Source organism: Clostridium pabulibutyricum, assembly GCF_058242705.1.
The window spans coordinates 1-21,032 of the sequence record NZ_JBZAYZ010000023.1 but is presented as its reverse complement, the minus strand read 5'-3'; the positions used below and the strand labels follow the sequence as shown (position 1 = coordinate 21,032).

Annotated in this window: 22 protein-coding genes and 1 riboswitch; of the genes, 2 read left to right on the top strand and 20 right to left on the bottom strand. The window is 34.4% G+C overall.

The window, feature by feature from the left end; all coding sequences use genetic code 11:
* The first annotated feature begins 349 nt into the window (after positions 1 to 349).
* On the top strand, positions 350 to 1,012 hold the full coding sequence (locus AC4CVH_RS15755; RefSeq protein WP_490788684.1) for a metal ABC transporter ATP-binding protein: 663 nt from the start codon (positions 350 to 352) through the stop codon (positions 1,010 to 1,012).
* Positions 1,005 to 1,802, top strand: a complete 798-nt coding sequence (locus AC4CVH_RS15750; RefSeq protein WP_490788683.1) for a metal ABC transporter permease — start codon at positions 1,005 to 1,007, stop codon at positions 1,800 to 1,802. Before AC4CVH_RS15755 ends, AC4CVH_RS15750 begins: the two co-directional genes overlap by 8 nt.
* Before the next feature lie 9 nt (positions 1,803 to 1,811).
* Here the strand turns inward: AC4CVH_RS15750 and AC4CVH_RS15745 are convergent, their stop codons facing one another.
* The 20 genes from AC4CVH_RS15745 to AC4CVH_RS15650 all read right to left on the bottom strand — a co-directional run bounded on the left by AC4CVH_RS15745 (position 1,812) and on the right by AC4CVH_RS15650 (position 20,510).
* On the bottom strand, positions 1,812 to 2,099 hold the full coding sequence (locus AC4CVH_RS15745) for a DUF2325 domain-containing protein (protein ID WP_490788682.1): 288 nt from the start codon (positions 2,097 to 2,099) through the stop codon (positions 1,812 to 1,814).
* Positions 2,100 to 2,124: 25 nt separating this feature from the next.
* A complete protein-coding gene (locus AC4CVH_RS15740; RefSeq protein WP_490788681.1) occupies positions 2,125 to 2,733 on the bottom strand; it encodes a DUF3793 family protein in 609 nt (202 codons plus the stop codon).
* Between the two features lie 132 nt (positions 2,734 to 2,865).
* Complete coding sequence (locus tag AC4CVH_RS15735; RefSeq protein ID WP_490788680.1) at positions 2,866 to 3,732, bottom strand: YitT family protein; 867 nt, start codon at positions 3,730 to 3,732, stop codon at positions 2,866 to 2,868.
* 393 nt (positions 3,733 to 4,125) lie between these two features.
* Positions 4,126 to 4,641 (bottom strand): cob(I)yrinic acid a,c-diamide adenosyltransferase, encoded by a 516-nt coding sequence (locus tag AC4CVH_RS15730; protein WP_490788679.1) that lies wholly within the window; start codon positions 4,639 to 4,641, stop codon positions 4,126 to 4,128.
* 18 nt (positions 4,642 to 4,659) lie between these two features.
* Positions 4,660 to 5,436 carry a cobalt-precorrin-6A reductase gene (locus tag AC4CVH_RS15725; RefSeq protein ID WP_490788678.1) on the bottom strand — a complete coding sequence of 259 codons (777 nt, stop codon included), beginning with the start codon at positions 5,434 to 5,436 and terminating at the stop codon, positions 4,660 to 4,662.
* The gene (locus tag AC4CVH_RS15720; RefSeq protein WP_490788677.1) at positions 5,433 to 6,245 is read right to left on the bottom strand and encodes a sirohydrochlorin cobaltochelatase; all 813 of its coding nucleotides are present in this window, start codon (positions 6,243 to 6,245) and stop codon (positions 5,433 to 5,435) included. The genes AC4CVH_RS15725 and AC4CVH_RS15720 overlap by 4 nt, the downstream gene beginning before the upstream one ends.
* A gap of 21 nt (positions 6,246 to 6,266) precedes the next feature.
* Positions 6,267 to 7,256, bottom strand: a complete 990-nt coding sequence (gene cbiG, locus AC4CVH_RS15715; RefSeq protein ID WP_490788676.1) for a cobalt-precorrin 5A hydrolase — start codon at positions 7,254 to 7,256, stop codon at positions 6,267 to 6,269.
* A complete protein-coding gene (gene cobT / locus AC4CVH_RS15710) occupies positions 7,237 to 8,340 on the bottom strand; it encodes a nicotinate-nucleotide--dimethylbenzimidazole phosphoribosyltransferase (RefSeq protein WP_490788675.1) in 1,104 nt (367 codons plus the stop codon). Before cobT ends, cbiG begins: the two co-directional genes overlap by 20 nt.
* Positions 8,341 to 8,357: 17 nt before the next feature.
* Complete coding sequence (hemB, locus tag AC4CVH_RS15705; protein WP_490788674.1) at positions 8,358 to 9,329, bottom strand: porphobilinogen synthase; 972 nt, start codon at positions 9,327 to 9,329, stop codon at positions 8,358 to 8,360.
* Positions 9,330 to 9,342: 13 nt separating this feature from the next.
* A complete protein-coding gene (gene cobA, locus AC4CVH_RS15700) occupies positions 9,343 to 10,821 on the bottom strand; it encodes a uroporphyrinogen-III C-methyltransferase (RefSeq protein ID WP_490788673.1) in 1,479 nt (492 codons plus the stop codon).
* 5 nt (positions 10,822 to 10,826) lie between these two features.
* Positions 10,827 to 11,699: a hydroxymethylbilane synthase gene (gene hemC, locus AC4CVH_RS15695; protein WP_490788672.1), complete on the bottom strand. Its 873-nt coding sequence runs from the start codon at positions 11,697 to 11,699 to the stop codon at positions 10,827 to 10,829.
* A gap of 23 nt (positions 11,700 to 11,722) precedes the next feature.
* Complete coding sequence (locus tag AC4CVH_RS15690) at positions 11,723 to 12,331, bottom strand: NAD(P)-dependent oxidoreductase (RefSeq protein WP_490788671.1); 609 nt, start codon at positions 12,329 to 12,331, stop codon at positions 11,723 to 11,725.
* Between the two features lie 3 nt (positions 12,332 to 12,334).
* Positions 12,335 to 13,456 carry a pyridoxal phosphate-dependent aminotransferase gene (locus AC4CVH_RS15685; RefSeq protein ID WP_490788670.1) on the bottom strand — a complete coding sequence of 374 codons (1,122 nt, stop codon included), beginning with the start codon at positions 13,454 to 13,456 and terminating at the stop codon, positions 12,335 to 12,337.
* 27 nt (positions 13,457 to 13,483) lie between these two features.
* Positions 13,484 to 14,452, bottom strand: coding sequence for an adenosylcobinamide-phosphate synthase CbiB (gene cbiB, locus AC4CVH_RS15680; RefSeq protein ID WP_490788669.1), 969 nt, complete (start codon positions 14,450 to 14,452; stop codon positions 13,484 to 13,486).
* 13 nt (positions 14,453 to 14,465) lie between these two features.
* Entirely contained in the window at positions 14,466 to 15,944 is a 1,479-nt protein-coding gene (locus tag AC4CVH_RS15675; protein WP_490788668.1) for a cobyric acid synthase, read from the bottom strand.
* Between the two features lie 37 nt (positions 15,945 to 15,981).
* A complete protein-coding gene (locus tag AC4CVH_RS15670; RefSeq protein WP_490788667.1) occupies positions 15,982 to 16,707 on the bottom strand; it encodes an energy-coupling factor ABC transporter ATP-binding protein in 726 nt (241 codons plus the stop codon).
* 3 nt (positions 16,708 to 16,710) lie between these two features.
* Positions 16,711 to 17,508 (bottom strand): energy-coupling factor transporter transmembrane component T family protein, encoded by a 798-nt coding sequence (locus AC4CVH_RS15665; RefSeq protein WP_490788666.1) that lies wholly within the window; start codon positions 17,506 to 17,508, stop codon positions 16,711 to 16,713.
* A 30-nt stretch (positions 17,509 to 17,538) separates the two neighbouring features.
* On the bottom strand, positions 17,539 to 18,099 hold the full coding sequence (locus AC4CVH_RS15660; RefSeq protein WP_490788665.1) for an NUDIX domain-containing protein: 561 nt from the start codon (positions 18,097 to 18,099) through the stop codon (positions 17,539 to 17,541).
* A gap of 32 nt (positions 18,100 to 18,131) precedes the next feature.
* Positions 18,132 to 19,577 carry a MocR-like pyridoxine biosynthesis transcription factor PdxR gene (gene pdxR, locus AC4CVH_RS15655; protein WP_490788664.1) on the bottom strand — a complete coding sequence of 482 codons (1,446 nt, stop codon included), beginning with the start codon at positions 19,575 to 19,577 and terminating at the stop codon, positions 18,132 to 18,134.
* A 102-nt stretch (positions 19,578 to 19,679) separates the two neighbouring features.
* Positions 19,680 to 20,510, bottom strand: coding sequence for a MetQ/NlpA family ABC transporter substrate-binding protein (locus tag AC4CVH_RS15650; protein ID WP_490788663.1), 831 nt, complete (start codon positions 20,508 to 20,510; stop codon positions 19,680 to 19,682).
* A gap of 80 nt (positions 20,511 to 20,590) precedes the next feature.
* A riboswitch (SAM riboswitch) is annotated at positions 20,591 to 20,689 on the bottom strand.
* Positions 20,690 to 21,032: the final 343 nt, after the last annotated feature.

The following is a 21,032-nucleotide window of genomic DNA, read 5'->3' as shown; positions in this document are numbered from 1 at the left end:
TCCATGGAAACAGGCTTCATTTGAACGTTACTGTAATAAGCAAGTTCATAGACAAAAAGAAAAAATAGCATAAAAAACTTACGAAATTATTTTTTAAAAATTAATTGTTTCTAAGGTTTGTTTGCCATACCTTAAATTAATAGCATCAAAACAATAAAGCACCAGCAAAAAACTGGTGCTAATAATTAAAACTTTTTGGGACATTTTCAAAAATGCTTGACATACCTTTTTTAAAATCTTTTTATTCTAAAATATTATATTTATTGTTGCAAATAATTCGCATATAGATATATAATATTAATTGTATTTTCACTATACAACAATATTATCTTATATGGAGGAAATTTCCATGATCAAAATTTCGAATCTTAGTTTTTCATATAACAACTGTCCACCATATATTATAGACAATCTCAACCTGGATATAAAAGATGACAGTTATACTTCAATACTCGGTGAAAATGGAAGTGCAAAAACAACCTTAGTAAGACTTATACTTGGACTTTTAACTCCTATACACGGAACTATAAAATTAAACACAAATAGAATAGGCTACGTTCCCCAAAGACTTGAAAGCTTCAACTCCCAATTTCCAATAACAGTATTTGAGATACTAAAAAGCCACATGAAAATCTTAAAAATAAATGATTCCTCAGTAATAGACGAATGTCTTGACTCGGTGGGAATGAATAACTTTAAAAAAAGTCTAATAGGAAATCTTTCAGGCGGGCAAATGCAAAAGATATTTATAGCTAGAGCACTTCTCGGCTCACCAAAGCTTCTTATATTTGACGAACCTTCTACCGGAATAGATATAAACAGCCAGAAAGAAATTTACAAATTAATAAAACACTTGAATAGAAAACATGGAATAACCGTACTTACAGTAGAACACAACATGGATGCTGCAATGGAAAATTCAACCCACATATGCACCATGAAAGAAGGCCACTGTAACATGTACAACATCTACGAATACAAACAACTTTTAACGGAGGCTAAAAATGCTTGAATATGGATTTATGCAAAATGCAATAATTGCTGGTATTTTTATATCTATATTATGCCCTACAGTTGGAATGTTCCTTGTTCTAAGGCGATATTCCATGATGGGTGATTCACTTTCACATTCATCATTTGCAGGTGTTGCTCTTGGACTTGTATTTGGATACAATCCTATAATAACAGCCATGATATTCACCACCATAGCTGGATTTGTAATAGAATTTTTAAGAAATTACTATGAAAAATATGCAGAACTGATTCTAGTAATAGTTCTTACATTTTCTGCTGGAGTTGCAATAGTCCTTATAAGTACTGGGATGGCAAATGCCAACGTAGATTCTTATTTATTCGGAAGCATCTTAACAATTTCAAAAAATGAGCTGCGTACAGTATTTATACTCAGCATAATATCAATAATTACATTGTCCATTTTATATAACAAACTACTTTATATAACCTTTGACCAAGTCGGAGCGAAAGTCGCCGGAGTCAATGTAAAACTCATAAATTACATTTTTGCCCTGCTTGTAGCTGCAACTATATCAGTGTCCATAAGAATACTTGGCATACTTGTAATTTCGGCAATGATAGCAATGCCATCTGCAGCTGCACTTCAACTTCACAAGGGATTTAAAACAACTTTGATTCTATCAATCCTGTTCGGATTTATAGATATAATGACGGGGCTTATACTTTCATATTACATGAATAGCGCACCAGGTGGAACAATTGCTCTTACTTCAGTTGCCCTGCTTGTGATAATTCTTTTAGGTAAAAAAATTTCAAATAAAATATAGAACAATATATTAATGTCTATTCATATATTGTTCTATATTTTTATACATACTGGACCATGATCTTCTTGAAAACATAACTGAAACTTTGCTTTTTCTGGATTCTTCTTTTATAATTTCGGCCATATTGTGACCTATGAAATCTGTAAGTATAAGTACAAGATCTGTATTCTGGGGAATTTTTATTTTTCTATCCCCCTTCTTTCTTCCTGTTACATGACCTACTTCATTAAATCCACTTTCCCTAAGCTTATCTTTTATATTTCCAAGCCGATCTCCCCCTATTACCAAAATACTCATTTACCTATTCCTCCTCTTTTATTATTTATAAAGCATTCATTAACATGGATGGAAGGGTACCATCCACTACATTTTTTGCGATATTATATCTGTCTATATCGTAGTCCATAAATATTTTTTTTGCAGATTCTATATTGTCATAAACTTTCCAGTATCCATTCATAAGGCATTTTTTATGTGACTTCCCCATAAATCCGATTACATCCTTAAGTGGGAATCCTAAAAATATGCCAATTTCGTGTGGACATCCAATAGTAAATCTATCTTTTAAAAGTAACAAATTATCCATTAAATCAAATTCGCAACTATACCCGAATCTACTCAAAAAGCCCATATTGTATTCTTCATATACAACCTGTTCCATCTTATATACATTGTAAAACAATATTATAACTGAATCTTTGGTCTTTTTTATCTCTAAAAAATTTAATTTGTAGGTATTGAAAAATGAATATTTATACCTTTCCCATAGGACATTTAATTCTCCGTTTTCCCTTCTTAAAGTCATGATGGAAGATGGCTTTCTTCCAGATATGGTGGATGCAATACCATACGATATTACCCCGAAAAGATATTCCTTTCCATTCATATTCCTTATTTTTGTCATATACTTTTCTATAATTATACCTGACATCCATAAACACCCTTTAATTAATATTGATTTTCATTTTCAATTATAACTTATTTTACCCTTCTTGTAAATACATATGCCATACTTGAAATAATTATATAAAAAAATAAGCCTCCTGGCTTATTAGTGACAAAATTAAAAAACTGCCTGTTTGAATCCTTTTCCTCTCACTTCACTTGCATCCATTATTGACATCACTGCATGCGAATCAATATTTCCTATAAATTCTTTAGCTTCCTCTGTCTGCCTTGCATTCATTATAGAATATATAATCTTTTTCTTGCTTCCAGTGTAAGCCCCTTCTCCATAAAGATAAGTTACACCACGTCCAAGTTTCTTGCTTATTGCTTCCTCTACATCCTCACTCTCCCCTGTTACTACAAACAATATTTTCTGCCTGTCGAATCCTTGTATTGCCTTGTCAACTACCACACAGTACATATACATGGAAATCATAGTATATACTGCTATTTCAAGACTCCCTACAAACATTCCAACTGAAACTATTATTACATTAATCATGAAAGTCATTCTTCCTACAGACATTCCAAGTTTTTTCTTTGCAGCTACAGCTATTATGTCAGTTCCCCCCTGAGATGCCCTGCATTTGAATATGATTCCTGCCCCGGTACCAGTCAATATTCCGCTGCAAAGTGCTGAAACAAGAGGATCATTCAAGTAATAAAATTGAGATATATTTTTCGTAAATATAAGTGCCAGTGACATCGACAGCATACCAATGAAACTGAATACTGTAAAATCTTTGTTTATCAATTTAAAACCTATTATAAAGACAGGTATATTTATAATTATTACAAAATAACCAGATGATATACCAGTAATATACTGCAATATAATTGCCATGCCAGCAACTCCACCACTTAAAAATCCATGTGGTACGATAAATACATTAACTCCAACAGAATAAACGACACTACCCACTGCAATTAGAAATATTCTCAACAAATTGCGTTTTGCCTTGTCTATATATCTCTCTTCCATATTAAGGCCTCCAATTGCCTGACTTTACTTGCAAGTAGATTTTATAATATACGACTTTACAGGTCAATTTACATAATTCTCATTTAAATATTAATTTTGACCTTGACAGCCGGGATAATAAATTAATTGTAAGAATTATCTACCTGCCTTTGTTTAGCTTGTGAATGCTCTTTTATCTTTTTATCAAATATTCAGTTAATTATATAAATTTGATGTTGAATTTATATAATTTCAACATTCATTTGTCCGAATTGAAGATGATGCTGCAAAAGCACTGTTTAACGCCATTTCATCTCATGCCTTGCAATTATTATTTTGAAATTATGACATATTTATTTTCAAGAAATCATAATTACAGATTTTGTTTCTATACTTGAATTTCAAAAAAATTTATTAATTTTCGATTCCTTTTCTTGCAGTAACACCTTTTTTATAATAATGTTTTATCTCTTTCATTTCAGTTACCAAATCTGCGGCTTCAACTATTTCAGGATCTGCATATCTCCCAGTTATTATTATTTCCACCTTTGGATTTTTTCTTTTTAAAATGTCAAGTACCTTTGAGATATCAAGCAGTTTGTAGTAAAGTACTATATTGAGTTCATCCAGCACAACAACATCATATTCTCCGGACACAACTGCAGTTTCAATTTTTTCAAGCCCTTTTTCTGCAAATTCCATATCTTTCTCCGTAGGCACTCCATTTATAAATGCATCTCTTCCAAACTGTTCCATAGTAAAATCATTCAATAATTCAGGTATTTTCAATTCACTATAATTCATACCTTTTGCAAACTGCCCAAAATAAACTTTTTTTCCTGCACAAATAGCCCTCAATGCAAGCCCAATGGCAGCTGTTGTTTTTCCTTTTCCATTTCCTGTATACACCTGTATATATCCTCTTTCCAAAAAAAATCCTCTCCTTTTTCAATCAGCAAATACATACTTTTTTTTAAAATAATGTACAAGATCATCTATTTCATAAAATACCTTTTCATATGATATCTTTTTTCTCCCAAGTATAAGAGCATATATTCCAAGGTCAATACATGCCTTTATCTTTTCAGGCGTACCGCCTCTGTATCCACTGTCCTTCAATATAACTGCCCCTGCCTTGTATTCATTTATAAAAGCACAGTTCATATTGTAACTCACAGGTCCCTTCACCGCCACTATGTCCTCCATATCCACACCACAATCCATACATTTTTGAATAGCTTCCGGACGCGGCAGAACTCTGCTGACTATTCTATTTTTAACCTTCATGTCCATTATCTTTTTTATATTATTGCTCCCTGTAGTATTAAGTATTGTCCCCTCTATTTTTTTGATTTTTTCTTCAAGTTCCATTATGCTTGCAGCAATAACAACATTTTTGCTGTCTTTAAACATTTCAAGGCAAGAAGGTCTCTCATACCTAACGTAATCCACATCAAGCTGTTTGCATGCATCCATCACATTTTTCGTAGCCTCAACTGCATATGGATGCGATGCATCTATAAATACATTTATGTTATTTTCCCGAATAGTCTTTAAAAATCCCATCTTGTCAAGCCTTGATGTATTAATAACAGAATATTTGCAGTCTTTCAAAGTATCCTTGCCATATCCTGTAGCTGTTGATACGAAAATATCCTGTGTAAATTTGTTAAGTCCCCGAAGTATGTCTCTGCCTTCAGATGTACCAAGAACAAGTCCTATCATATTTTTTCACCTTTCATCAGCGGATTTCCTTTTATAGAATCCTTTATATGCTGTATGTATATGCTATGAAAAGCCGGGTTCTCTCCAAGTCCATGAAGATACGTGCGTGTCTTGAACCCTTTATCTTGAAGAATGTTTTTCCATGAATTTTTATCTGTACCACACATATCCTCTACAACATGATTCCCTGCAACGAGCATGAAAGGCATAAGTACGACTCCCTTCAGCCTCCGTTCGTTCAAACTTGCAATTACATTTTTCAAAACAGGATACCCTTCTACAGTTGCAATAAATACATTTTTCATTCCAGAATCATAAAATACATTCTGCAACATAGAATAACTGGCATTTATCGGGTGACTTGAACCATGCCCCATAAGCACAAGAGCCTCTGAATCTTGATCATAAGAAGGCATCATGTTTTTAAAAGCCTTTACAGCTATCCTATAATCATCTTCCCTGTACAAAATTGGTCTTCCTATAACAAGTTTTTTTAGTCGGCTTTTATAATTTTCAGCAATTGAAACAAGTTTATCATATTCATCTCCCGGAATTATGTGCAAGGGCTGTATATATACATCTTCAATTCCATCTTGAATCATTTTCAAAAGTGCCTCTCCCACAGTGTCAACGTATATGTTATTGTCCTTTTTAAGTTTCGATATTATAATTCCAGATGTAAATGCTCTTCTTACGTCATAATCCTTGAATTCACATCTTATTGCATCTTCAGTGCTTTTTATACACAAGTTCATTACATTTAAAATGCTGGTTCCAAAACTTACCACAAGTATTCCTTTAGTTTTCATAAAACTTCCTCCCTTCAAAAATCATATTTCACCTATACACAATGTCATACCGGATATTTTTAGCTTTGGAGTAAGTTTTGAAGCTCCTGCAAGATATGCACAGGGCTCACACACCCCTGTTATACCAAGAACTTTCTCCACAAAATCACTTCCACAAAATTTATGCTGAACTTTTGATATTTCATCTTTTGAAAATATTTCAAGCTCACATCCAAAATATTCTTTTAAATCCAATATGGCCTTTTCAGAGGCTTTTACATCTACTGTAGCTATAGAATATACCGACTTTATATCTATATTTCTTTTGGAAAGTTCGAGAATCACATTGGCCTTCATTGTATCACTTTCAAATTCACGCATACATCCTATCCCAAGCACTATGTCCTTTCTTATAAGTCGTGCAAGCGTTCCATCACACTTCTCTTCAAAATACGGAACTGATTTCTTATCCGTCACAATCACGGCACCTTCAAAAAACTCAATGTCTCCTGAATACCCTTCAGGACATTTTATTACATTTTTTTCATCCTTGAAAAAGACCTTTCTTCCATCTACAAGAAGTGATGATATATTTTTCAATATTTTGAGATCATCTATAACAAGTCCGTTTTCAGATGCAATTACATCCGGAGCCTTTATTCCAATATTATCCGTGGCAGTTGTTATAACAGGCTCCGCTCCAATGTATTCTGCAATTTTCTCGGAAAGCATGTTGGCCCCTCCTATATGTCCGCTCAAAAGGCTTATTACAAATCTTCCGGAACTGTCAATTACAATAACAGCAGGATCTACATCTTTTGATCTTATGAAGTCTGCAACCGCCCGCACTGCAATACCTGTAGAAGATATAAAAATTACAGTCCTGTATTCTTCCATGGCTTTTTGGGATATATTCTTAAGGTTGAATTTTTCAATATTTGATGTAGAGTAAAGATCACATTCAAACTTTTTTTTCAGTTTTTCCGCTATACAGTCCCCGGATTTTGTAACACTAATTAAAGCCATTTTCATTTAATTCACCTATATCTTCCCTTATATCTACAAGTCCGTCACTCTTTATACTTGCTTCCCTGAATGTAGGCATATTTTCAAGTATATAAAGCGACGCCTCTACTATGCTAAATGCAATAGGACATCCAGATCCCTCACCAAGCCTCATATCAAGATCAAGCATTGGTTTCATTGAAAGTTCCTTCATAACATATTTTGCACCTGGTTCAGCTGAAAGATGCGACGGCAATATAAAATCTCTCACATTTTGATTAAAACGTACTGCACATAGAGCTGCAACAGAGGATATCAATCCATCCATTACTATTGGAACTCTGTTTTTTGCAGCTCCCAGAAAACATCCGCACATTCCACATATGTCAAAGCCTCCAACCTTTGAAAGCACGTCAATTACATCTGAAGGATCCGGTTCATTTACCCGTATTGCGCTTAAGACTGCCTTTTTTTTCAGAAGAAGCTGCTCTTCTGTTATTCCTGAACCTTTCCCAACAGTTATATCAACATCAAGTCCTGTAAGCGCAGTCAATACAGCTGAACTCACCGCTGTATTGCATACTCCCATCTCACCTGTTCCAAAGATATCATACCCTTTTTCAACCAACGTATCTACAGTTTCAATTCCAACTTCAATTGCCCTTGCTGCTTCCTCTCTTGTCATTGCAGGGCCTTTAGCCATATTTTTAGTACCATGAGCTATTTTTCTGTCTATTACACCCGGTATCTGGATATCTTCTTTTATGCCTATGTCAATTACAGTTCTATCTGCGCCATAAAAATCTGAAAGTACACAAACTCCAGTATATCCCCTGGTAAAATTTCTTGTAACATTCACTGTAAGCTTCTGACTGCAGCTGCTTATACCCTCTTCAAACACACCGTTGTCAGAGCACATTATTATTATGTTTTTTTTGTTTACATGATTTATGACTTTGCCCGTTATTCCTGCCATCTTTGCAGCTATTTTCTCAAGCTGTCCAAGACTTCCAATAGGTTTGCTCAGAGTGTCAATTCTTTTCCACGCCTCTTTTATAGCACTTTTATCTTTTCCCTCTATAAACTTCAAAGTATTTTCAAGTGTCCTCAAAACCAATCAACTCCACATTATATTTCCTCTTTTATCCACCTGCATATGTCAAGTGCAAAATAAGTTATTATAATTCCAGCACCCGCCCTCTTTATACAAGTAAGCATCTCTTCTGCCACAGACCTTTCATCTATAAGTCCGGCTTTTGCAGCAGCTTTTACCATGGCAAATTCTCCACTTACATTGTAAGCTGCAACAGGAACATCAAATTTATCCCGTGCACGTCTTATGACGTCGAGATACGGCAGAGCCGGTTTTACCATGACAATATCCGCCCCCTCTCTTATGTCGTCTTCTATTTCAAGCATTGCCTCCATTATATTCCCTGGATCCATCTGATAACCCTTTCTATTCCCAAATTTAGGTGTGGAATCCGCTGCCCCCCTGAAAGGTCCATAAAATGAAGAACAGTATTTTGCACTGTAGGCCATTATTGAAACATCCCTATAGCCGTTTTCATCCAGTGTATTTCTTATCTCCCTAACTCTTCCATCCATCATATCCGAAGGTGCAACCATGTCGGCTCCAGCTTCTGCATGGGAAAGTGATATTTTGGCTATGTACTTTATAGTTTCATCATTGTCAACCTGATTGTTTTTAATTATTCCACAGTGTCCATGATCGGTATATTCACACATACATACATCTGTTATTACAAAAAGCTCTGGATAAAGTTCCTTCAGTTTTCTAACTGCCCTCTGGACAATCCCGTCTTCTGCAAAGGCCGAAGAGCCCACTTCGTCTTTATAACCCGGTATTCCAAACAATATAACGCTTTTAACACCTGCATCCTTTATCTCCGATACGAGATCACAGAGCTTATCCACTGAATAATGATAATTACCTTCAAGAGATGGTATTTCCCTTTTTATATTTTGACCTTCTACTACAAACACTGGATATATAAAATCACTTCGATTAAGCTTGGTTTCTCTTACCATATCCCTTATTACACTATTTTGTCTAAGCCTTCTATGTCTTCTAAACACAACATTCACTCCCCTATATTCGCTTATTTTTAATTTTCAGCAATTTATCTATCACTCCATCTACAGTATATACATCTGACATATCGTATTTTATACTGTAGTTTTGAAGTTCTCTGCCTGTTATCGGTCCTATCGCAATTGCATTTTTTTTCTTGATTTCATCAATCCCTGCAATTTCGATCATGTTTCTTACCGTAGTCGGACTTGTAAATACAATTGTATCAATACATTCAAAATCAACTCTGCTCTTCATCCTGCCTGCACAGGTTTCATATGTATAACACTCATCTACAATGCACCCTGAGCTTTTAAGGCTCTCTGCAAGATAAGGTCTTGAGTTTTTTGATCTCGGAATAAATATTTTATCTCCTTTTTTAATTGAATGCTTCATTTCATCATAAAGACTTTCAGCTACAAATTCAGATGAAAGTATACACGGTATAATTCCATGTTTCTTTACTGCTTTTGAAGTTGCGGGGCCTATAACTGCAACTTTCGCCTTTATATTTCTTATATCATAATTTTCAACATACAGCCTGTCAAAAAAACTTTCCACTCCATTTACACTGGTAAAAACTATATAGTCATAATACGGAAGCTTATTAATGTATTTTTTGATATTTTCACCTGTATGCCTTATTTCTATTGAATTAACCTCCGTCACCTCGGCACCAAGTTCTAAAAGCCTTTTACGCATCAGCCCGGATTGCTTTTTTGACCTTGTTATACATATGTTGTTCCCAAAAAGAGGCTTTTTTTCATACCAATTAAGTGTATCGCTGAACTTTACAACTTCGCCCACAACAATTATACAGGGAGAGTGAACTTTGCCCGTTCTGCAGTCTCTGCATATATTTTCAAGGTTTGATACTACCTTTTTTTGTTTTGCCGTAGTTCCACTCATTACAACAGCACAAGGCGTATCTTTATCCATTCCATTTTCAATCAGCTTTGATGTTATGATATCCAGACTGGAAAATCCCATCATAAATAAAAGCGTTCCTCCTATGTGTGCCGCACTTCTCCAGTCTATATCCAATTTTTCGGCTGTCTTTCCCGTAAACACATGAAAACCTCTTGCAATCTTTCTGTATGTAACAGGTATGCCAGCATAGTTCAATACAGCTATAAAGGATGTAATTCCCGGAATAACCTCAAACTCTATATTTTTCTCTGACAATACAACAGCTTCCTCTCCACCTCTTCCAAATATATATGGATCGCCGCCTTTTACCCTTCCTACCGTATGTCCTTCCTTTACAAATTTAACAAGCATTGAGTTTATTTCATCCTGAGTCTTATAATGGCAGTTCGGTTCTTTTCCACAGTAATATACCCTGCAGTTTTCACTTGTATAGTTAAGAACTTCACTTCCAGAAAGTCTGTCATACATGACAACATCACACTCTCCAAGTTTTCGCACCGCTTTTAAAGTTAAAAGTTCCTCATCTCCAGGTCCTGTACCTATGAGATAAACTTTGCCTAAAGACATTACAATCACTCCCCCAGTACTTTTTCAGCGAGCTTCTCGCCAAGTTTTATATAATCTCCTACATTTCCCGATATATTTTTTTTCACTATTTTGCCTTTAACTTCAAACATTCCAAATATACTTATTGTACTGCCGCTTATCTTTGCATGGGCGCCTATAGTTGAGTGGCAGTCTCCATTAAGCTTTTTCATAAAACTTCTTTCAGCTTCAACACATCTTCTGGCATTTAAGTTATCCATTTTTCTTAACATAGAAACTTCATCTCCACCCTTACACGTCTCAACTCCAATAGCTCCCTGCCCTACAGCAGGTACCATGGCTGCAATATCAAAATAGTCTGTTACAAGCGGTTCAAGTCCAAGCCTTTTAACTCCTGCGGCAGCCAGAACTATGCCGCTTAATTTCTCACTCTTCATTTTTTTTATTCTTGTATTTACATTTCCCCTTAAAGGTACAATCTCAATATCATCTCTAATTTGCTTTATCTGTCCAGCACGTCTGTTGCTTCCAGTTCCTATTCTCGCACCTTTTTTCAAATTGGCGAAATGAATTCCTTCACTTGATATAAACACATCACGGGGATCTTCCCTGTCACATATTGCTGCAATCTCAAATTCACATGAAATTTCAGCCGGCACATCTTTCATACTGTGTACTGCAGCATCTATTTCGCCATTTAAAAGCGCCGCCTCTATTTCTTTTATGAAAAGTCCCTTGCCTCCTATTTCATTCAATGCTATATCCAGTCTTCTATCTCCTGTAGTATCTATAAGAATTTTTTCACTTTGAATCCCAAGTTTTTTCCAAAGCATCTCAATTACTCTATCAGTCTGGAATTGTGCAAGAATACTTTTCCTAGTTCCAACTCTATATTTCAAAATATCACCATCCAAAATAAAAATCACATATCATAAAACATTCTAATTACAGTTTCCGCTTTTTTCTTCTTATAGAAGAAATAAAAGTCATCAGTGCATACAAAATTCATTACATTTCTTCTGCAGTCCTTGGCAGTAATTTTCTCTCTAAGTTTCGATGTATATTCTATAAAATCATCATAAGCATATATGAACTTTTTCATTTTATCTGCTGCAAATACAGCCGTTTTTGGGGATTTACCCTTAATATTCACACCAAAATATACATTTTTAGTATTCCTCTGACATGGAGTTATTGCATTTCCAAGAGATGGCTTTGAACAATCTATACAAATCTTCGCAAAACTCCTGCAGTCTTCCCTCACAGTAGAATTCAGCCTTGAATCATCCGTTGCAATTACGACGATATGTTTGTTTATAATGTATTTACTACTGTAATCCGTCTTTTTTATACATATATTTTTCATACCTTTAAATTCTTTAAAATCAGTTGAAAAGTCCTTTGATATTATAAAAATTTCCGCACCTTTTTCTACGAAAGTTTTTGATTTTATATATGCTGCTCTTCCGCCTCCCACTACCAGGACCTTTATTTTCTCAGGGCATAATGCAATAAATAATTTCTCATCCAAATCCTACACCTTCAATTTCAATAATTTCTCCTGTGAGAACTGCTTAATTATGTCTATAATCTTTTTGTTTCTTTCCCTGTCTTTTATTGCAAGCCTTATATATCGTCCATCAAGATTTCTAAAGTTTCGGCATACTCTTATAAGTGCACCACGCTTAATACAAAAATCATAAAGTTCATCTGAAATTTCATATGATAATCTGCATAGAACAAAATTAGCAGAACTTTCATATACATTTTCTATTATGTCTATATTTTTCAACTCACCCTGCATAAAACTTCTTTCTGAAATTATCCATTTAATTGAATCAGACATATATCTTAAATCACAAAGAACATATTTCGCAGCGACTTCTGCAAAACAATTTACACTCCATGCATTCTGTTTTTTTCTCATCCTGCAGATAATATCTTTATTCGACGAAATCCCATATCCAAGTCTTATTCCTGGAATTGCAAAAAATTTAGTTAAGGCTCTCACTACTATGATGCACTTATAGGTACACGCAAGTTCTATAAAACTTGATGAAGAATTTCCTGTAAATTCAACAAAAGCCTCATCTACAATTATACTTTTTCCATTTGATTCACAGTACTTAATAACCTCTTCAAATTTTTTTCTGTCTATGACCCCTCCATTTGGATTGTTGGGATTTCCAATTACAAGGCAATCGGATGTCTCCATCTTTGAAAGTATGTCTTTGTAGTTGAAACTCATATCAGCATCAAGAGGTGAATATGATATGCCGCAGTTCCATTTTAACGCTTCTTTTTCATACTCTACAAATGAAGGCACAACTATACAGACACTTTTAAAGCAGCTTATTGCAATATCTATTATTTCAGAAGCACCATTCCCGGGTATTATACTATCTACAGCTATTTTAAAATTACAATTGCTTTTGTTTCCTCCAAAATACAATTTGTAATTTTCCAGATATGTCTTTAAGTTTTCTCTAAGCTTTCTATATTGTGCATCCGGATATACCTCTGCACAATCAACCGCTTCGCTTATATTTTTTCTGAAACCCTCCGGTACTCCAAGGGGATTGATGTTTGAACTGAAATCCATAAGACTTTTCCCCTTGAATATTCCATTTGTATATATGTCTCCACCATGTTCCATAAAAAACACATCCCAATTCATTATTTTTTAAAATGCAATAAATATTATAATGCCCTCAAGTATAACAGCCATGACTTCCGAGAAATACATGAGCCTTATTGTATTTTTTATATGAATACACTCAAGAGATTTTATATTGTCGCCTATAGTTGGTTTGTATACTTTCTTTCCAAAATAGACATTCGTACCCCCGAGTTGTATATTTAATGCTCCTGCAACAGCGGCTTCAGGATATGCACAGTTTGGACTTTTGTGATTCTTTCTATCTCGAATCATGATTCCAAGCGAATTCACAATGCTGCCGCTGCATAAAGGACTCACAATACCAATTAAAAAACCACTTATTCTCGCAGGTATAAAATTAAACACATCATCTACTTTTGCAGGAAAAAATCCTATGTACCTGTATTTCTCATTCATATAGCCAAGCATTGAATCCATAGTATTAACAGCTTTATATGCCATGGCGAGAGGTGCTCCAAAAATGAATCCATAAAAAAGCGGTGCAATTACCCCATCGGATGTATTTTCAGCCACAGTTTCAACTGCAGCTCTTATTACTTCATTTTTTTCAAGATTTTGAGTATCTCTTCCAACTATGAACGAAAGTTTCTTCCTTGCAGACACCATATCATTATCTTTTAAATAACAATATACTCCTGAAGCCTCATAGTCAAGACATCTTGCAGAAAGTGCAGTAGTCATGAGCAATATATTTACTGCACTAAACAACACCACATTTCTTCGAAAAATATACAGGACAAGAAAAGGAACTTCAAAACTTACAAACACAAGGACAATAACTATAAAACCGCCAAAGCATTTTAATGCCACGTCACTTTTAAAATATTTTCTTCCCGACTTTTCAAGTACACGTATAAGTCTTCCCATAAATATTACAGGATGTGGAAACCACCTTGGATCTCCAACTATCCAGTCAATAACTACAGCTGCAAGAACATTGACAAAATTTACATACAAATAGTAAAAAAGCATAAATGTGTCTCTCCTAATTTCTACTCTGAATATCTAGAATTTTAAATATATTTTTTATATCTATATTTTCTTTAACTATATAGGCAAGCTTGTCAATTTCTTCTTCCCTAAATTTTTTATAATCATGGGATTTTTTCTGCTTAAGACCCTTTTTTGCTCTTGCCTTATTCAGGATGGTTTCTCTGAAATCAGCAGAATCAAAAACTCCATGTATATACGTTCCAAAAATATTTCCATTATAATTCACCGCTCCATCATGTTCTGAAACATTTTTTCCGTTCTTTTCTGTTATCTTAAACAGCGGACTGGACGTCTTCCCGTACATGCATCTTCCCATGTGTATTTCGTATCCATAAACCAAATCACCATCTAAAGCCGCTAAAACTCTTGTTGTAACCTTTTTCTTCTGAAGAACTGTATCTATATCAAGCAGTCCCATTCCTTTAGTTTCACATATGCTACTCTCAACTAAATTGGGATCTCTTATCGAATTTCCAAGCATTTGATATCCTCCGCAAATTCCAATCAAAATTCCATCCCAGGCATAATTCTTTATGGCGTCCTCCAATCCACACTCTCTTATTTTAGCAAGATCATCTATTGTATTTTTACTTCCAGGTATTATAAGTATATCGGGATTTTCAAGTTCTTCCCTGGAAGAAACAAATCTAACAGACACGTCATCTTCACTTTTAAAAGCATCAAAATCTGTAAAATTGGATATGTGAGGAAGCTTTACAACAGCAACATCCAAAGGCTTCAAAACCTTTTTATTAAAATCTACAGCACTATCCTCATCTTCAAGCTTCAATCTGAAATATGGAATAACTCCAAGGCATGGAACTTTTATAATTTCCTCAAGCATATCTATACCCGGCTTTAATATTTCCAAATCTCCCCTGAATTTATTTATAATTATCCCTTTAACCCTTTCTCTCTCCTGCTCTTTTAGAAGAAGCATTGTTCCTGCAAGCGAGGCAAACACTCCCCCCTTGTCTATATCTCCTATTATAACCACAGGGGCATCAACACTTTCAGCCATTCCCATGTTCACAATATCATTATCCCTCAAATTTATCTCAGCCGGGCTCCCAGCCCCTTCCATCACAATTACATCAAATTTTTCTTCAAGTCTCTTAAACTGTTCCGAAAGCATCTCTCTAAAATTGACTTTCATATTCTGATACTCCAATGCAGTCGCGTTTCCATACACTTCCCCGTTTACTATTATCTGACTCTTTTTGTCGGAAGTTGGTTTCAAAAGTATAGGATTCATATAAAATTCAGGTTCAAGTCCGGCTGCATAGGCCTGAAGTACCTGTGCCCTTCCCATTTCCTTTCCTGTAAGGGTTATATATGAATTCAAAGACATATTTTGAGATTTAAAGGGACATACACTGTATCCATTTTGTTTTAATATTCTGCACAGAGCTGCTGAAATTATGCTTTTTCCAACAGAAGAACCTGTACCTTGAATCATAATCTTTGCCATAACTTCTAGACTGCTCCTTCCAAAGTCAAATTCAATCTCATTTTATATTGTTTCTTATTAAAAATTCATCATCTTCTATCACACTTTTATAAGAATCATCTCTTATTATTTGATGATCTTCTGAAAATACAATTGCCCTTTCAAACATATCCTTAGTATATTCAAAATCATGCGTTGAACATATTATTGTCTTACCTGAAGTGTTGAGTTTTAGAAACAATTCACGAAGGAACTTCTTGCCCTTTGGATCTATTCCACTCATAGGTTCATCCAATGCAAGGACTTCCGGATTGAGTGAAAGCACCGACGCTATTGCGACTCTCTTTTTTTCTCCGCCACTCAGAGTATACGGCTGTCTATGCTTTAACTGATATATATTAAGAAGCTTCATACAGTCGTCAACCCTTTTTTTAACTTCTTCTTCTTTCATCCCCATCTGTCTTGGGCCAAAAGCAATTTCCTCGTAAACTGTAGAACAAAACATCTGTGCATCTGAATTTTGAAAAACAAATCCTATTTTTTTGTGAAACATCTTTGCAAATGTTCCATTTTCCATTTGTTTTTTGCATATATTGATTTCGTCCATCAAGTACTTTCCGGAACTCGGAAAAAGTATTCCATTCAACAATTTTAAAAATGTCGATTTTCCTGTTCCATTTGCACCTACAAGTGCTATAGACTCACCATAATTTATATCCAAACTGAAATTTTTTATGACATCTTCATTTTTATATTTAAAACTCACATTTTTCATTTCAATCATAAATCATATACCTCTCATATAAAAATACAGTACTAAAAAAACACTGCCAAAAAAAGCATATAGAAAATCCAACGCAGAAAACCCAAACTTTGAAAAGTATGTATATTCTCCTGTAAATCCTCTGCATTCCATAGCAGAGTAAACTTCGCTCCCAAGATCATTGGATTTTAAAAAGAGTTGACCCATTATTTTTGTAACTGAAGAATATTTCCTACTGTTTTTACCAATTGATTTCAATTTTAAGGAGTAGAACATATCAAGCGAAAACTGTCCAAGCACATAAATATATTTCAATGTCAAGTCAAATACAAGTATAAATATATCAGGTATAAAAAATATCTTAAGCGACCTGGTTATATAATTCCATTTTGTAGTGCAGGAAAAGATATTCGCAATCATTATAGTACCCGCTATTTTAAGAACAAGCATTAAGCTGTTCATAAGATTTCCAGAAATCATTGAAGGTATCAGCATTACAATAGTAAATAACGGTATTACCATACTAAATAACATTATATTCTTTATTTCATCGGCATCAAGTGTGCTGAGAAGAAAAAGGAAATAGACATCTACAGCTAATATATAAATAATATTTCTTGAAAGAGATAAAAATATTATATTGAGTATCATAAACACAAGTTTCACAACTGGATTTAACCTGTACATGAATCCAGCTCTAAGCTTATCCCTTCTCTTTATGAGAGACAGTACTTTTAAAAGTGAAAATATGCTTTTATCTATAAATTTATCTGAATCTTTTTCCGGTACATAATCGTCTTTTTTGAAAAGCCAGTCCTCCAAAAATACTACCTCCTCTGTATATTGATTCCATCAATCATTATGCTTGGACAGTCCATAGAATATATACCAGCATCCTATGCCAACTGCTGTATTTTTTCCTTCTTGTTCCCTTAAAAAATTCAAAACATCATTTTCATTCACAAGTATAACGTCTATATCCTCTTCAGCTTCCAGGTTTTGGACAGGATTTATATTATCAGGAAGTGTCTCGTCTATATCAACTGTGACCAGCCTCACAGTATCCGAAAGCAGTGCAGCATTTGAATATAAAGTGGGACTTGTCCCCGTAACTTTTCCCTTGTATCCCGTCTCCTCCTTAAGTTCTCTCAGTGAATTTTCAATTATATCATCATCTTCCATAAGACCCGCTGGAAGACCTATTATATAATTGTCTATTACAGGTCTGTACTGTTTTATAAGCACATATCTATTTGATGGAACAAGCTTCGCAAGTATTACAACTGTTTTTGAAGTATTTGTTCTTTCTATTCCCTCCCAAACAAGCTTTTCATTTTTTTTACCGAGGTACGTTATTGCATTTAAAGATATCCATTTGCCTTTATAAAGACTCTTTTTTAAAAGTTTTTTCATAAAACATCCTCCTTCAGATAAAACATTATACCCTAAATAGTTTTCATTTTCTTTACTTCCTCGCCTATTATTTTAAATCCTTTTTCTATATCCTCATCACTTGTTCTTGAAAATCCAAGTCTAAATGTGTTTTCTCCTCCATCTCCTACATAAAAAATATCTCCCGGTGTAAATATTACACTTCTGCTGCAGCATTTCTTCAGCAGTTCTCTTGAATTAATTCCATTTATCTTTATAAATATATGAAGCCCGCCCTCACCATAGAGTTTGTCAAACAGAATATACTTCTTTGCAGCCTTTACAGCAGTTTCGTACTTGTCTTTATAAAACTTTCTTGCTTTTTTTATATACCTTTCAAAATTTCCTTCTATAAGATAATCATAAAATACAGCCTGATCAAGAAAGGATGTATGTATATTTCTGCTTCTTTTAATACTTTCAAGATAATCAACCAGCTTTTTGTCTGCAAGTATCCACCCTATCCTAAGCCCTGGAAAAAGTATTTTTGAAAAGCTGCCCAAATATACTACACTGTTTCCTGTTCCACAAAGTGCTGCAATTGGAGATACATGATCACTTAAATATCTAAGTTCTTCATTAAAACCATCCTCTACTATAGGAACATCATATTGCCTCAAAATATTATACAACTTTGTCCTTTTATTCGGAGACATTACAATTCCTGTAGGATTGTGGTATGAGGGTATTATATACGCCAGCTTGAACTTCCCCCTGTTCAGCTTTTGTTTAAGTTCATCAAGGTTAATACCGTCATCTTCCATATTTATTCCGTGTATATCAAGTTTGTGAAGTTTCATTATCTTTATGGCAGTATTATGTGTTGGGTTTTCACATAAAATGCTGTCACCTTCCTCCATAATACATGAAAGAATTATATCAAAGCCTTCCGTAAATCCATTTGTAATCAGTATGTCCTTGCCTTTCGTATCTATTCCCTTATTCTCCATATACTTCATCAGATACTGAATGAGTGGTTTGTAGCCCTGGGCATAACCATAATTCAGTATTTTGCCATTTTCCCTTGATATGCAATTTAAAAAAGATTTTTTAAAATTATCCACGTCAAACAATTTGTCATCTGGTGCGATACTTTTAAAGGATATCATTCCCTTCTCCCACTTTATTTCACTTTTTATTATGTCCATCTGTTTTGATTTTCTACCGTACCAACTCGTATCTTTTTCCCAATCCACATCCCACTTTTCCTGCGGGTCAACTTTTACGTCGCATACAAATGCACCCTTTCCCCTTTTCATATATATAAGACCTTCGTCCTTTAAAAAATCATAGGCATATATTATAGTGTTTCTGCTGACTTTCAGGGTCGATGCCATCTCTCTTGTCGATGGAAGCTTATCCCCCGATGCAAGCATGCCACGAAGTATCATGTTTTTTATATAATCTTTTATCTGTATGTATACAGGACTTTTATCATTTATTTTTATATCAAACAGCATAATCTTACCCCCTGTATATATTTTCACACAAAATCCAACATAAATAAAGATGATGCACTATAAATATTATACAGCACATCATCTTTCATCTTCATATCATAATTAGAAAGCAGGAACTATACTTCCTTTATAAGTATCCTGAATAAATTTCTTTACCTCAGGTGAATTTGCCGCTTTTATAAGAGCCTTTACATAAGGTTTATCCTTGTCTTCCTTCCTTACGGCAATTATGTTTGCATAAGGAGATTCCTTTGACTCTATTGCAAGAGCATCTTTCAAAGGATTCAGCTTTGCCTCAAGTGCATAGTTTGTATTTATAACCGCTGCATCCACATCCTGAAGAACTCTTGGAAGCTGAGGTGCATCAAGTTCTGTTATCTTAAAATTTTTCTTGTTTTCCGTTATATCAACTTTTGAAATAAGTTCTCCGTCTTTTACTTTTATAAGTCCCTGTTTTGCAAGAAGCTTCAGAGCTCTTGATCCATTGGTTGCATCATTTGGAATTGCAATTTCAGCACCATTTTTAAGCTGACTTATATTTTTAACTTTTTTTGAGTACAATCCCATAGGTTCAAGGTGTACTTTTGCAGCAGCTACGAGGTCGGTGTTGTTTTTCTTGTTGTAGTCATTCAAATAAGGTATATGCTGGAAAAAGTTTGCATCTATTTCTCCTGATGAAAGTGCCTTGTTTGGAGTTACATAATCCGTAAATTCCTTTATTTTGAGATCATATCCCTCTTTTTTAAGTACAGGTTTTATGTGTTGAAGTATCTCTTCGTGAGGTTTTGGAGTCGCCCCTATTATAATTTCTTTCTTGTCGTTCTTCGAACTGTCCCCGCCTGTGCTTCCAGATTGACTTCCGCATCCTGCAAGAAGTGTAGTGACAAATAGTGTTGAAATTGCAATGGTTAATATTTTCCTGATATTTTTCATAAGTTGTTCCCCCTTAAATAATATTCTTACAGCAATAAATAAAACCCGAGAAAAATCCCGGGTTTGAAACCAAAGTGACTTTCTCATCTCTCAGCCTACGCTGTAGGAGTTAGCACCATGTATAAAATACTGGTTGCTGGGTTTCATAGGGCCTATCCCTCCACCTCTCTTGATAAGCATATTAAATTATCTCTATTACAGGTAGAATTATATCATTTCATATTCATGCTGTCAATTCTTTTTACCCTTCAATGAATATTTGTATGAACGAAAGATGATAATGTCTTAGTATACCAAAGTTGATTATGTCCCAAAAAGCAAATTTATAATATAATAAACCTCATGACAAAGAAATGAGGTGGACATGATTAGAAAGGTATATTTAAAAATGAATGAAGAATTAAAATATAAAGTTATTAAGAAGTTAATAGATAGTAATGGTAACAAGCAGAGAGCTGCAATTGAGTTAGGCTGCACTGTTAGACATATAAACAGAATGATTAAGGGATATAAGGAAAAAGG